The 14,014-nt window shown below is 70.4% G+C and carries 11 protein-coding genes and 1 pseudogene; 8 read left to right on the top strand and 4 right to left on the bottom strand.

The genetic code is table 11. The features are described 5' to 3' along the window. The first annotated feature begins 74 nt into the window (after positions 1 to 74). From OHT76_RS16020 to OHT76_RS16005, 4 genes are all read left to right on the top strand, one after another. Positions 75 to 2,708, top strand: coding sequence for an alpha/beta fold hydrolase (locus OHT76_RS16020; RefSeq protein WP_328871506.1), 2,634 nt, complete (start codon positions 75 to 77; stop codon positions 2,706 to 2,708). Further along, a complete protein-coding gene (locus OHT76_RS16015; protein WP_328871505.1) occupies positions 2,705 to 3,556 on the top strand; it encodes an ABC transporter permease in 852 nt (283 codons plus the stop codon). Before OHT76_RS16020 ends, OHT76_RS16015 begins: the two co-directional genes overlap by 4 nt. 147 nt (positions 3,557 to 3,703) lie before the next feature. Next, positions 3,704 to 5,218, top strand: a complete 1,515-nt coding sequence (locus OHT76_RS16010; protein WP_328871504.1) for a vWA domain-containing protein — start codon at positions 3,704 to 3,706, stop codon at positions 5,216 to 5,218. A 117-nt stretch (positions 5,219 to 5,335) separates the two neighbouring features. Next, positions 5,336 to 7,255, top strand: coding sequence for an AMP-dependent synthetase/ligase (locus OHT76_RS16005; RefSeq protein WP_328871503.1), 1,920 nt, complete (start codon positions 5,336 to 5,338; stop codon positions 7,253 to 7,255). Positions 7,256 to 7,312: 57 nt separating this feature from the next. Here OHT76_RS16005 and OHT76_RS16000 read toward each other — a convergent pair whose 3' ends face one another. Both OHT76_RS16000 and OHT76_RS15995 read right to left on the bottom strand, forming a co-directional pair. Beyond that, the gene (locus tag OHT76_RS16000) at positions 7,313 to 7,711 is read right to left on the bottom strand and encodes a rodlin (protein WP_328871502.1); all 399 of its coding nucleotides are present in this window, start codon (positions 7,709 to 7,711) and stop codon (positions 7,313 to 7,315) included. 226 nt (positions 7,712 to 7,937) lie between these two features. Continuing rightward, on the bottom strand, positions 7,938 to 8,327 hold the full coding sequence (locus tag OHT76_RS15995) for a rodlin (protein WP_328871501.1): 390 nt from the start codon (positions 8,325 to 8,327) through the stop codon (positions 7,938 to 7,940). 284 nt (positions 8,328 to 8,611) lie between these two features. Between OHT76_RS15995 and OHT76_RS15990 the strand changes: the two genes are divergently transcribed. The 3 genes from OHT76_RS15990 (at position 8,612) to OHT76_RS15980 (ending at position 10,617) form a co-directional block, all read left to right on the top strand. Further along, positions 8,612 to 9,016: a rodlin gene (locus OHT76_RS15990; protein WP_328871500.1), complete on the top strand. Its 405-nt coding sequence runs from the start codon at positions 8,612 to 8,614 to the stop codon at positions 9,014 to 9,016. Positions 9,017 to 9,335: 319 nt separating this feature from the next. After that, the gene (locus OHT76_RS15985; protein ID WP_328871499.1) at positions 9,336 to 9,563 is read left to right on the top strand and encodes a chaplin; all 228 of its coding nucleotides are present in this window, start codon (positions 9,336 to 9,338) and stop codon (positions 9,561 to 9,563) included. Between the two features lie 130 nt (positions 9,564 to 9,693). Then, the gene (locus OHT76_RS15980; protein WP_328871498.1) at positions 9,694 to 10,617 is read left to right on the top strand and encodes a chaplin; all 924 of its coding nucleotides are present in this window, start codon (positions 9,694 to 9,696) and stop codon (positions 10,615 to 10,617) included. 156 nt (positions 10,618 to 10,773) lie between these two features. Here OHT76_RS15980 and OHT76_RS15975 read toward each other — a convergent pair. Continuing rightward, a pseudogene (locus OHT76_RS15975) lies at positions 10,774 to 11,374 on the bottom strand (dimethylaniline monooxygenase); the annotation flags it as partial. Further along, positions 11,374 to 12,639, bottom strand: a complete 1,266-nt coding sequence (locus tag OHT76_RS15970) for a carboxylate--amine ligase (protein WP_328871497.1) — start codon at positions 12,637 to 12,639, stop codon at positions 11,374 to 11,376. The pseudogene OHT76_RS15975 and the gene OHT76_RS15970, both read right to left, overlap by 1 nt. 125 nt (positions 12,640 to 12,764) lie before the next feature. On the opposite strand from OHT76_RS15970, the gene OHT76_RS15965 reads away from it, so the two are divergent. Continuing rightward, complete coding sequence (locus tag OHT76_RS15965; RefSeq protein ID WP_328871496.1) at positions 12,765 to 14,012, top strand: glycoside hydrolase family 26 protein; 1,248 nt, start codon at positions 12,765 to 12,767, stop codon at positions 14,010 to 14,012. Positions 14,013 to 14,014: the final 2 nt, after the last annotated feature.

Raw genomic sequence — 14,014 nt, 5'->3', positions numbered from 1 at the left:
ACGTCCCTGGGAGGTCTGCCGGTTCGGCCTGCGGTCGATAACTTGACGACAGGTTCACCCCGTACCGTTGAATCATGGATCTTCGACTGCGAGGGCCGTCCCGGCGGCCCCGGCGGCTGCTGGCCGCCGGGGCCGCCGTCGTCGTGCTCGCCGGCGCCGGCACCTGGACGGCCGTCGCCTCCGACGACGGGCCCGCGGTACGGCGCGCCGACCGGGTCATGGACGTGGGCGGCGCCAGCCTGGACACCTCGTACTTCACCACCGCCGGGGGTGAGCGCCGCCCCGCCGTGCTGCTCGGCCACGGCTTCGGCGGCAGCAAGGACGACGTACGCGAGCAGGCCGAGGACCTGGCCGCCGACGGGTACGCGGTGCTGACCTGGTCGGCCCGCGGCTTCGGCGAGTCCACCGGAAAGGTCGGCCTCAACGACCCGAAGGCCGAGGTCGCCGATGTCTCCCGGCTCATCGACTGGCTGGCGAAGCAGCCCCAGGTCCAGCTCGACAAGACCGGCGACCCACGCGTCGGCATGGCCGGCGCCTCCTACGGCGGCGCGATCAGCCTGCTCGGCGCCGGTTACGACGACCGCGTCGACGCGATAGCCCCGGCGATCACCTACTGGAACCTCGCCGACGCCCTCTTCCCGAACGGCGTCTTCAAGAAGCTCTGGGCCGGCATCTTCGTCAACACCGCGGGCGGCTGCGAGCGGTTCGAGGCACAGATCTGCCGGATGTACGACCGGGTCGCCGAGTCCGGCACCCCGGACGCCGAGGCGCGCGAGCTGCTGGAACAACGCTCACCGTCCGCCGTCGCCGACCGCATCAAGGTCCCCACGCTCCTGGTACAGGGCCAGACCGACTCCCTCTTCCCGCTCGGCCAGACCGACGCCGCCGCGAAGGCCATCCGGGCCAACGGCGCACCCGTCGACGTCGACTGGATCGCGGGCGGCCATGACGGCGGCGACCTGGAGGCCGACCGCGTCCGGGCACGCGTACAGGCCTGGTTCGACCGCTACCTCAAGGACGACAAGGCCGCCGACACCGGCCCGGCCTTCCGTGTCACCCGCACCGGAGGCGTCGACTCCAGCGACGGCGAGGCCCTGTTGAGGGGCGCGAGCGGGGACAGCTACCCGGGCCTGGAGAGCGGACAGCGGGACATCGCCCTCACCGGCCGCGAGCAGAGCTTCGCCAACCCCGCCGGCGCCAACCCGCCCGCCATCTCCGCCCTGCCAGGACTCGGCGGCGGAGGTCTCGCCCAGCTCTCCTCCCTCGGCGTCGGCGTCTCCCTCGACTTCCCCGGCCAGTACGCCCGCTTCGACTCGGCCCCCGTCCGGGACGACCTGCGCATCACCGGCTCCCCGACGGTCACCGTCCACGTCGAGTCGACCAGCGAGGACGCCGTCCTCTTCGCCAAGGTGTACGACGTAGGCGCCGACGGCAGCCGGCAGGTGCTGCCCTCCCAGCTGGTCACGCCCCTGCGCGTCGAGGACGCGGGGTCCGGCAAGGACGTGACGATCACGCTCCCCGCCGTCGACCACGAGATCGACAAGGGCCACCGCCTGCGTCTGGTCCTCTCCTCCACGGACCTCGGTTACGCCTCCCCGGCGGCTCCGGCGACGTACCAGGTCTCCCTGAAGAGCGACCTGTCGGTGCCGACGGCCCCCGGCGTCAGCACGGCCGCCGCCCCGCTCCCCGCGTGGGTGTGGTGGCTGCCGATCGCCGGTGTGCTGATCGCCGCGGCCCTGCTGCTGACCGCCCGCCGCCGCACCGCGAGCCCCGCCCCCGACCCGGAGCTGGCGGAAGTCCCGCTCCAGATCACGGAGTTGAGCAAGAAGTACGCGGGCGGCGACCGTTACAGCGTCCGTGACCTGTCCTTCCGCGTGGAGGCGGGCCAGGTCCTCGGTCTGCTCGGCCCGAACGGCGCCGGCAAGACGACGACTCTGCGCATGCTGATGGGCCTGATCCGGCCGGACGGCGGCGAGATCCGCGTCTTCGGCCACGCCATCCGCCCCGGCTCCCCGGTCCTGTCCCGCGTCGGCGCCTTCGTCGAGGGCGCGGGCTTCCTGCCGCATCTGTCGGGCCGGGAGAACCTGGAGCTGTACTGGGCCGCGACCGGCCGCCCGGCGGAGGATGCCCACCTCGACGAGGCGCTGGAAATCGCCGGGCTCGGCGGCGCGTTGGCCCGCGCGGTACGGACGTACTCCCAGGGAATGCGCCAGCGCCTGGCCATCGCCCAGGCCATGCTCGGCCTGCCGGACCTGCTGATCCTCGACGAACCGACCAACGGTCTCGACCCGCCCCAGATCCGCGAGATGCGCGAGGTGATGATCCGGTACGCGGCCGCCGGACGCACGGTGATCGTCTCCAGCCATCTGCTGGCGGAGGTGGAACAGACCTGCACCCACCTCGTGGTCATGGACCGCGGACAGCTCGTCCAGGCGGGCCCGGTCGGCGAGATCGTCGGCTCCGGCGACACCCTGCTCGTCGGGACGGCCACGCCGGTCGAGGAGCCGGTCGCCGAGAAGGTGGCCGCTCTGCCGGGTGTCGCCTCGGCGGTACGGACCGACGACGGGCTCCTGGTCCGCCTCGACGCCGACGGCAGCGCATCCCGCCTGGTCGCCGAACTCGTACGCCTGGAAGTGCCCGTGCAGTCCGTCGGCCCGCACCGCCGACTGGAAGACGCCTTCCTCACCCTGATCGGAGGTTCCGCATGAGCACGCTCACCGAGGTCGCCTCCGGCTACCAGGCAGGCCGCACCCTGCCGCTGCGCGTCGAACTGGTCCGCCAGCTCAAGCGCCGCCGCACCCTGGTCATGGGCGCCATCCTCGCCGTACTGCCCTTCGTGCTGCTGGTCGCCTTCGCGATCGGCGGTGAGCCGGAGGGCGGCGACCGCATCACCCTGCTGGACACGGCCACCGCCTCCGGCGCCAACTTCGCCGCGGTGAACCTGTTCGTCTCCGCGGGCTTCCTGCTGGTCATCCCGGTCGCCCTGTTCTGCGGGGACACGGTGGCCTCGGAGGCCGGCTGGTCCTCCCTGCGCTATCTGCTCGCGGCGCCCGTGCCCCGGGCCCGGCTGCTGTGGTCCAAGCTCGTCGTCGGACTCGGCCTCAGCCTCGCCGCCATGGTGCTGCTGCCGGTGGTCGCGCTGGCCGTCGGCACCGCCGCCTACGGCTGGGGCCCGCTGGCCATCCCCACCGGCGGCTCGCTGGACGCGGGCACCGCGGCACAGCGCCTGGTGGTGGTCGTGGGGTACATCTTCGTCTCCCAACTGGTCACCGCGGGGCTGGCGTTCTGGCTGTCGACGAAGACCGACGCCCCGCTGGGCGCGGTGGGCGGCGCGGTGGGTCTCACGATCGTCGGCAACGTCCTCGACGCCGTGACCGCCCTCGGCGACTGGCGCCACTTCCTGCCCGCGCACTGGCAGTTCGCCTGGGCGGACGCCGTCCAGCCCACTCCCGAGTGGTCGGGCATGATCCAGGGCGCCGCGATTTCGGTAACGTACGCCGTCGTCCTGTTTGCGCTGGCCTTCCGCGGTTTCGCCCGCAAGGACGTGGTGTCGTAGGTCAACGGAAGATCACCCACCGGTCTCGAAGGCCCCCCGTCGTGCCCACTTCGAGACCCACCCGCAACGCTCCGTACCGCACGTTCCGCCCCCTTGCCCCGTCACAGTCACAGAAGTCGACGTCAACGGACCAAGGGGGCACGGAAGATGGCACGGTACTTGCGGGGCGCGGTACTCGCGCTCACGGCGGCGGGGCTCTTGCTGACAGGCTGCGGCGCGGGATCGGACGACGCCTCGAACAGCTCGGACAAGAGCGGCGGCGGCTACCACCCGGCCCCGGCCCCCGACAGCGGCGACCACTACCAGCAGGACGACGAAGGCGACTCCCGCGAGGTCGCCCCGTCCCCCGACCTCCTCTCCACCTTCGCCCTCGACGTCGACACCGCCTCCTACGGCTACGCCCGCCGCACCCTCGCCGAAGGCCGGCTGCCCGACCCCGGGACGATCCGCCCCGAGGAGTTCGTCAACAGCTTCCGCCAGGACTACGACCGCCCCGACGGCGACGGTTTCTCGGTCACGGTCGACGGCGCGCGCACGAACCGCGAGGACTGGTCGCTGGTCCGCGTGGGCCTGGCGACGCGAGCTGCGGCCGACGAAGAGGAACGCCCGCCGGCCGCCCTCACCTTCGTCATCGACATCTCCGGCTCGATGAGCGAGGAGGGCCGCCTCGACCTGGCCCAGGATTCGCTCGGCGTGATGACGGACCGCCTGCGCGACGACGACTCGGTCGCGATCGTGACGTTCAGCGACGAGGCGGAGACGGTCCTGCCGATGACGCGCCTGGGCGAGAACCGCGACGACATCCACGAGGCGATCGACAGCCTGGAGCCGACCCTCTCGACCAACCTGGGCGCGGGAGTGGAAACGGGCTACGCGACAGCGGTGGAGGGCCTGCGCGAGGGCGCGACGAACAGGGTGGTCCTGATCTCGGACGCGCTGGCCAACACGGGCGACACGGACGCGGACACGATCCTGGAACGAGTGGCGGGCGCCCGTGAGGAGTACGGCATCACCCTCTTCGGCGTAGGCGTGGGCAGCGACTACGGCGACGCCCTCATGGAACGCCTGGCGGACAAGGGCGACGGCCACACGGTGTACGTCTCGGGGGAGGAGGAGGCCCACAAGGTCTTCAGCGAACAACTCCCGCGCAACATCGACCTGACGGCCCGGGACGCGAAGGCTCAGGTCTCCTTCGACCCGGAAACGGTGAAGGAGTTCCGCCTCATCGGCTACGACAACCGCCAGGTCGCCGACGAGGACTTCCGCAACGACTCGGTCGACGGCGGCGAAACGGGCCCCGGCCACACGGTCACAGCCCTCTACGCAGTCCGCACCACCCCAACCGCCCAGGGCCACCTGGCCACAGCAACAGTCCGCTGGCAGGACCCCAACTCCCGCACCCCGCACGAGGAGTCAGGCCAACTGGAGACGGACTCCCTGAACGACTCGCTCTGGACCGCGGCCCCCCGCTTCCAGGTAACGGCGGTAGCGGCCTACTTCGCGGACGCACTCCGCACCGGAGACAACCGCTGGGAGTCCCTGCCGGGAGCTCCGGGCTTGGGCGAACTCGGCGAAAGGGCCGAAGAATTGGCGGAGGACACGGAGGACGAGGCGGTACACGAACTGTCGGAGGCGATACGCCGAGCCGATCACCTGACCTAGTCACCGCACCGACACCCGGCCGCACCCATTGACCAACCGCTACGCCCGAGTAAGTTGACTCTTCAGTAAGCCGAAGAACCGCAAGTCCGAGCCGCAAAGTCGCGACCGGGAGCCGTCATGGGCGTACGCAAGGACCTGAAGCGAGCAAAGACCCGTACCGACCTTCTCACCCGCACCAGGGTAGAGATCACCAAGGACGACCACGGCACAGTCACCGAGGCCCGCACTCCACCCCTCGCCCCGCAACGCCCCATCGGCACCACAGCCGACATCCCCTTCACAAACGCCACAGAGGCCCCGACCGCGACAGTCGCCCGCCGCAGAGCACACGGCACCTGGCACCAGGTGACCGCCACAGAATTCGCGACCGAGGTCACCGCCATCGCGAAGGGCCTCGTCGCGGCGGGCCTGGAACCCGGCGGCCGAGTGGCGGTCATGTCCCGCACCCGCTACGAGTGGACGCTCCTCGACTTCGCGATCTGGGCCGCCGGTGGCCAGTCCGTACCGATCTACCCCACCTCCTCCCCGGGCCAGGTGGAGTGGATCGTCCAGGACTCCGGCACCCACCACGTCATCACGGAAACCCCCGAGAACACCGCCACGGTCACCACAGCCACCGCAGGCCTCCAACACACCCCCCGTATCTGGGAGTTGGACGCGGGCGCGCTCGCCGATCTCACCACCCTCGGCCGGGACATCCCCGACGAGGAGGTCACCAAGCGCCGTACGACACTGACCCCCGACACCATCGCGACGGTCTGCTACACCTCGGGCACGACAGGCCGCCCCAAGGGCTGCGTGATCACGCACGCCAATCTGTACGCCGAGGCCGCCAACACCGTAGAACTGCTGCTGCCGGTGTTCCGGGAGGTCACCCGCCAGACCCCGTCGACCCTGCTCTTCCTCCCGCTCGCGCACATCCTGGGCCGCAGCCTCCAGATCTCCTGCATGATGGCCCGCATCGAGATCGGCCACTGCCCGAGCGTGAAACCCGACGAACTGCGCCCGGCGCTCAAGGAGTTCCGCCCGACCTTCCTGGTCGGTGTCCCGTACCTCTTCGAGAAGATCCACGACACCGGCCGCGCGACCGCGGAGAAGATGGGCCGAGCCGCCTCCTTCGACCGCGCCGACCGTATCGCCGTCCGCTTCGGCGAGGCCTACCTGAACAGGTTCCTCGGCACCGGCAAGGGCCCCGGCCCCGCCCTGTACGCGGCATGGGCCCTGTACGACCTGCTGGTCTACCGCCGCGTCCGCAAGGAACTAGGCGGCCGCATGCGCTACGCGATCAGCGGCGGCTCCCCACTCGACCGCAACCTCAACCTGTTCTTCTACGCCGCCGGAATCATCGTCTACGAGGGCTACGGCCTGACCGAGACGACCGCCGCCGCCACCATCGTCCCGCCCCTGAAGCCCCGCCCCGGCACGGTCGGCCCCCCGGTCCCCGGCACCGCGGTACGCATCGCCGAAGACGGCGAGGTCCTGATCAAGGGCGGCATCGTCTTCGCGTCGTACTGGAACAACCCGGCCGCCACCGACGCCGTCCTCCAGGACGACTGGTTCGCCACCGGCGACCTGGGCTCGCTGGACGAGGAGGGCTACCTCACCATCACCGGCCGCAAGAAGGACCTCATCGTCACCTCAGGCGGCAAGAACGTCTCCCCGGCCGTCCTGGAGGACCGGCTGCGCAGCCGCGCGCCCATCGGCCAGTGCATCGTCGTCGGCGACAACCGGCCCTTCGTCGCCGCCCTGATCACCCTCGAACCCGACGCGGTCGCCCACTGGCTGTCGGTCCGCAAACTGCCCGCGGACACCCCGATGTCCGAGGTCATCCGGGACGAACGGATGCGCGCGGACGTCCAGAAGGCCGTCGACTACGCCAACGAGGCCGTCTCCCGAGCCGAGTCGATCCGCGCCTTCACCCTGGTGGAGGGCGAGTTCAGCGAGGAGAACGGCATGCTGACCCCGTCCCTCAAGGTCAAACGGCACACGGTGATTCGGGCGTACGAAGACGAGATCGAGGCCCTGTACCGCGGCTGACGCGCAAAAAGCGGGCCACCGGGGGAAACCCGGTGACCCGCCGCGGCGGAGGGAAGCTCAGCCGTTGCCGGACAGCGCCGAGATGTCGTCCAGGATGTGCGACAGCGGCTCGTCGCCCTTGGCCTGGGTGGAGTTCTCGACACACTGCTGGTTCTGCGGCGCCGAGAGGATCGGCACGTCCTGCAGGACGCCGACCGCGACGATACCGAGCAGGCCCTGCGCGTTGAGCTTGGCCGGCAGGCCGATGCACGGCTTGTTCAGCGAACCCTGGACCAGCGAGAGCTGCGGGCTCATGTCACCGAACGTGGCCGAGTTGCCGAACTCCTGCTTGGCGTAGTTGCCGCTGGCGGAGGTGGTGCCGTCGTTGTCGCCGGCCGCAAGCGCCTGGGGGGCGGCGCCTGCCGACACACCGGCGACGGAGGCGGCGACAGCCGCGGTTGCCCACAGCTTCTTCATGTTCGTTCCCTTCGAAAAGCGGACTCCGGGGGAGGAGCTGCATGATCGTCAACGCCCCCACCCCCGCCGGGGTTGCGGGCTTTGCCCCGATTGGCCCAGCGCATACGCCCCACCGTGAGCGCCCTCACCGGCACGCGTACGCGCTCCCAGGTCCTGAAACGCAAGACAGCGGGCCGCCGGTGGTCCGGCGGCCCGCTGACGAGGGCTCAGAGTGCAGCCCGGTGACTCAGCCGTTGTCGGCGAGGAGCGAGATGTCGTCCAGGATGTGCGACAGCGGCTCGTCGCCCTTGGCCTGGGTGGAGTTCTCGACACACTGCTGGTTCTGCGGCGCCGAGAGGATCGGCACGTCCTGGGCCACGCCGACCGCGACGAATCCGAGGAGCCCCTGGAGGTTCGCCTTCGCCGGCAGGCCGATGCAGGGCTTGTTGAACGAGCCCTGGATGAGCGCCATCTGCGGGCTCATGTTCCCGTACGTGGCCGAGTTGCCGTACGACTGCATCGCACCGTTGCCACTGTAGGACTTGGTGCCGTCGCCATCACCGGCGGCCATGGCCGGCGAGGCGGCCCCGACGACGGACGCGGCGACCGCGGCGGAAGCCAAAACCTTCTTGATCACTTGCTAGTCCCTTCTGAAGAAACCCCGTCCACCGGAGCGTTCTGGTCAACTGCCCCCGGCCTGCTTGGTTGCTGTCATTCACTCCGATGGCGCACACGGGCGAAGGAAACACAGCGCTTTGCCGTGCCCGCCAATTCCGTGAATTCCGTGCGCCGAACGGCCCGATCGGGTGAAGCGTCGAAACCAATCCCCGCGCACCGGGTTGATGCGAGGGCAGGAACACGCGTCTCGCCCCAGGGTGCGTCCGGACCCGCGACGCCTCCTGCCCCAGAAAGGAAAGCGACATGCTGAAGAAGGCACTGGCCGCCGTCGCGGTCACCGCGTCCGTAGTCGGCGTTGCCTCGCCGGCCATGGCCGCCGGCGACGGTGACGGCACCAAGTCCGCCAGTGGCAACGGCGCCCACTCGAAGTTCGGCAACCAAGTGACCAAGGGCAAGATGAGCCCCCAGGCCACGCTGGTCCAGGGCTCGGTCAACAAGCTCTGCGCGGGTGTGCCCGTGAAGGCGAACCTCCAGGCCATCCTCGGCATCATCGCCGCCGTCGGCGTGGCCCAGGACGTGCCGATCCTGTCGGCCCCGCAGAACCAGCAGTGCGCCGACAACTCCACCCAGGCCAAGGGTGACGAGCCGCTGTCGCACATCCTCAGCGACATCTCGGCGCTGTCCGACAATGGGGCCGAGAACGGCTGACGAATTTCTCGTCGATCAAGAAAACCGCCCGGCCGGTCCTGCTTTCACAGCGGACTGCCGGGCGGTTTCGGCGCATTGACGCCGCATCACATTTATTCACCCGGGCGAAGCGTTTCATCTCCGACGGGAGGCGCCTGTGGGGCTGCGGTGTCAATTCTGTGAAGGCGTTCGAGTGAATTAACCGGCGACTCGCGTTCCGTAGTTTCTTCATCTGTCTATCCCTCGTTCTACAGCCTGCCGGTCATGGTGCGAGCCGTTCCAGCTGTGCTCGCTCGGCTTCGGCCGACAAAGAGTCATGACCGCAGAGAAGGGATAGTTCATGAAGAAGACCGTTGCTGTTGTCGCAGGCGCGATCCTGGCCATGGGCATGGCCACCCCGGCGTTCGCCGACTCGGGTGCGAACGGAGTGGCTGTCGATTCTCCCGGTGTTCTGTCGGGCAACGTGGTTCAGGTTCCGATCCACATTCCGATCAATGTCTGCGGCAACACCGTGAACATCATCGCCCTGCTGAACCCGGCGTTCGGCAACACCTGCGTCAACGACTGACGACGTAACGCACAGCCGTTCGGCTTGTGTCACGGCCGGCCTTGGACACCTTCTCCCCGTTCCGAGGCCGGCTTTTCCCACTTCTTCAAGCAGGAAGACAACGAGATTGCGACAGACCCTGAGTAGGGGAATGGTCGCGGCCGCCGCCGCGACAAGCATTCTGTCCCTGTGCGGCAGCTCCGCCCTCGCCGACACGAGCGCGAACGGGGCCGCCAAGGATTCGCCCGGCGTGCTGTCCGGCAACGATGTGTCGGCGCCGGTCGAGGTTCCGGTCAACGCCTGCGGCAACACCGTCGACGCGGCCGCCGCCCTCAACCCGTCCTTCGGCAACGACTGTGCCACGGTGGACGACGAGGCGAAGGACGGTTCGTACGGGGCGCCGTACGGCGATTCCGAGTACGGCTACGACCACGACGACTACCACGACGACTACCACGACCACGACCACGACGACCACGGTTCCGGTGCCTCGGGGGACTCGAAGACCGAGGGGTCGCCCGGTGTCGCTGCCGGGAACGGCGTGTCGGCTCCGGCCGATGTGCCGGTGCAGTTGTGCGGGAACACCGCCGACGTGATCAGTGGCCTGAACCCGGTGTTCGGCAACGACTGCGGTCACGAGGAGTCGCCGGACGGGGGGTACGGGGACGACCACGGGCACGGGGACGACTACGGGCATGGGGGCGACGACGGGCATGGGGGCGACGGCTACGGCGACACGCCTCCGACCAAGCCGCCCACGACACCGCCGGGTGGGGGTCACACGCCGCCGCCCAACGGTGGGGGGCACACGCCGCCTCCGCCGGGTGGGGACCACACGCCGCCGCCCAATGGTGGGGGTCACACGCCGCCGCCCAATGGTGGGGGTCACACGCCGCCTCCGCCGAACGGTGGCGACCACACCCCTCCGCCCAACGGTGGCCACACCGGGCCGCCGCCCAGTCTGCCCGAGACCGGTAGCGGGGAGGCCATGCTGGCCGCTTCCGGTGCCAGTGCCGCGCTGATTGCGGGCGGGGCCGTCCTGTACCGACGAGGCCGAGCCGCGTCCCGTCGGTGAGGAAAGCGACGGGTGCCGGACGTCCACAGCGTCCGGCACCCGCGTCGCGTCAGGGCGCGCCGTCCGCGCCCACCCGTGCCGCCCCAGCGGCGCGACTCCCCGCGGTCCGAGCCGAGCGAATGTCCGCCGTCGTACGCGACAGCACCTCCGCCCGCGCCGTCGCCGCACCCCCCGTACCAACGCCCCCGCCGTATACCCCGCCCCCTGCACGAACCGCATCGCCGGGCCGTAGCCGGTCGCGGGTCGCTCTGAACCCCGTTGCCGCGATGACGTGTTCGGTCTCCAGGGAGCGGTCCGCCGTCTCCAGACGCACCCCGCCGCCCGGTACCGCCCTCGCCGTCAGCACCTCCTGGCCGAGCAGCACCTCCACCGTCGGCTCGACCCGGTCTTCCTCCGTCACCGCCTCGAAGCCTCCCGGTACCGGAGCCACCCGGGTCAGCAGGCGCTCGTCCACCTCCGGTACCGCGTTGCGCGCGAACCACAGGCCGTACCCGGCGAAGGTCTGCACCGGGATCGGCAGGCCGTGCCGGGCCGTCATCCCCTGGCCCGCGCAGTACACGTCCAGGCGCCAAAGGCCTTGTGGATCCGACAGGTTGGACGCCTAGGCCTCCGACTTCAGGAACATCCCGCGGGGCATGTGGTCGCGCCAGGACGGGCTCGGCCGGCCGAAGACCTGCAGGCTCAGGCCTGCCGCCGCGGCGTGCGAGGCGATGGACAGGCCGTACGGGCCCGCGCCCACCACCAGCAGGTCGTACATCAGCAACTGCTCGCTCTCTCGTCGTCGATCACCGGCGCGTTCGCCTGACGGACCACGCGTGCGTCCGCCGGAGGGCCGGAGCGGCGGCACAGGCGGCGCAGACGGTCCAGGACGCGGTGCGCCACATGCCGGGTCCACAGGGCCCACATCGCCCAGCCCGGGAGACGGTCGTCCCTCGCGTGCCAGGCCGACTCCCGGCCGTTCCACGCCGGGCGCAATGCCGTCAGCGGCGCGTAGTTCTCCACCACGAAGAGCCGGCCCGGACGCTGTGACCCTTCCGGCAGCGGGCGGTGGGTCAGGTCCAGGTGGAGGGCGCGTACGACGTCCAGGTCCGCGGTGTCCGTGAAGAGGCGGAACTGGGCGCCCGGGCGTGGGTTGAAGTCGAGGAGGTGGTACCGGCCCGTCGTCGCACAGCGGCGGAAGTCGAGGTCGAGGATTCCTCGGTAGCCGAGCCCCGACACCAGCCGTTCGGCCAGGGCCCGCACCTGGGGGTTGAGGGTCCAGCGGCCGACCGCCGTCAGGCCCGCGCCTCGGGGCCAGGACAGGTGCTTGACTCCGGGGCCGCCCGCCCGGAGGGCGCCCGCGCGGTCGACGTAGCCGTGGAAGAACCAGTCCGGGTCGGGGCCCGGAGGCAGGAACTCCTGCAGGAGCAGTCGGCTGCCCGCCTCCGCCGTACGCGCGTACAACTCCCTTGCCTGCTGTGCCGAGCGGATCACCACCGTGCTGCGCAGTCCGCTGTCCGGCGGCAGCAGCCAGGGGCGGCTCCACTTCGCGATCACCGGCAGGCCCAGCCGCCAGGCCTCCGCGGCGGCCTCGGACGCACTGTCCGGGACGACCGTCCGGGGGTGCGGTACACCGGCCGCCGCGCACATGGCGGCCAGCTCGGCCTTGTCGGCCACCCGCTCGGGCAGCGAACCGGGCTGCTGCGGCAGGAGATAGGCGGGGGAGAGCTCCGCGCCGAGGCGGCCCACCGCCACCGCGCCCGCGTCGTCCAAGGGGATCAGCACCGCAGGCCTCGCGATCCCGGCGGCCACCCTGCGCAGCGCCACCGCGATATCGGCCGGGGCGGCGCCGGGCGGCGGCGGTGGGTGCAGTCGCGTCAGAAAACGGGACGCGCGTACGGGGGACGCCGTGCAGTCGGCGACCAGGTGTACGTCCACGCCCGCCCGGCCGAGTGAGCGCACGGCGCCCAGCGTTCCGTGGTGAAAGGGATTCCGGTCGATCCGCAGCAATACCGCGGGGACCCGGGTGTCGAACAGCGACACGGATTCAATTCCTTCGGTCGGGCGAGCGAGGCACTCGAACGCCGTAACGACGGTGGCGTAATGCCTGTTCATATGACTGAGTGTCAGTAATGGGAAGTCCCGCGAGTGTGGAGAAAGGAGCAGGCATGACCCCACAGCAGCGACCGGCCCGGTCCCGCCGACGGCTGGCATGTGTCGCGGTGATCGTCGCCGCGTCCGCCGCCCTGGCGTCCGGTCCTGGATTCGCCGCGGGTGCGGGGGTGGTGCGGGTCGCCGACCCTCCCGCTCCGACACCCACGGCCGGCGCGGCGGAGACCCCGGCGGCGGCACCCCAGGCGCCCGCCGCGGTCATCGAGCCGGTGGCCGCCGCGCCGAAGAAGGACGTCCCCGCCTTCGGCGCCTACCTCGACTACGGCACCCGGGGCGTCGACCGGATCGCCGAGCTCAGCCGCTGGCTGGGCGGCGCCGACCTGCGGGTCGGGCACACCTATCTGCCGGGCGACCGGTGGAGCAACATCGAGGGCGCCCCCGACTTCCTGGAGGCGTGGGCCGACTGGCGGCGGGAGCGGGACGACCGGATGTTCGTCCTCAACGTGCCCATGATGGAGCGCAACGAGGACGGCCTCTCCGACACCCAGGTCAAGCTGCTGCTGCGGCAGGGCGCGGCCGGCGCCTTCGATCACCACTTCCGCGCCCTCGCCGAACGGCTGGTGGAGCTGAAGGTGCCGGACACGGTGATCGTGCTCGGCTGGGAGATGAACGGCATCACGTACACCCATCGCTGCGGCCCCGACCCGGCGGCCTGGAAGAAGTACTGGAACAGGATCGTCACCACCATGCGTTCCGTGCCGGGTCAGAAATTCCGGTTCGACTTCACCCCGACCCGGGGCCGGGACGCCGTTCCCTGGACGCAGTGTTATCCGGGGGACGACACGGTCGACATCATCGGAATGGACGCGTACGACCAGCCGCGCGGATTGTCGTTCGACGAACAGGTGAAAGAGCCCTACGGACTTCAGGAACACGTGGACTTCGCCAAATCCCACGGCAAGGCCATTTCCTATCCCGAATGGGGACTCTTCCGCAACGGTGACAACGCGGAGTACATGCGGCGGATGCTCGCCTGGATGGACGAGCACAAGCCGCTGTACAACACGGTGACCGACTACTGCCCGCACGGCGTGTGGCAGTGCGCGGCCAACCCCAAGTCGTCCGAGGTCTACCGCTCGGTGTTGTCCGGCCGTAGCGACGAGCCGAAGCCGACGCCCACCCCGACGCCGGTGGAGCCCACCACGCCGCCGGACTGTTCGCCGCTGGACCTCGGTGACTGGGTGGAGTACTGGCTCGGCGGGAAGCTGTGCCTGCGCTTCGACTGGTACTCGCGCAACCGGTGAGC

It is taken from the genome of Streptomyces sp. NBC_00287, assembly GCF_036173105.1.
Lineage (GTDB): Bacteria > Actinomycetota > Actinomycetes > Streptomycetales > Streptomycetaceae > Streptomyces.
Note: the sequence above shows the minus strand (reverse complement) of the source record. Positions and strands in the feature narration are given on the sequence as shown.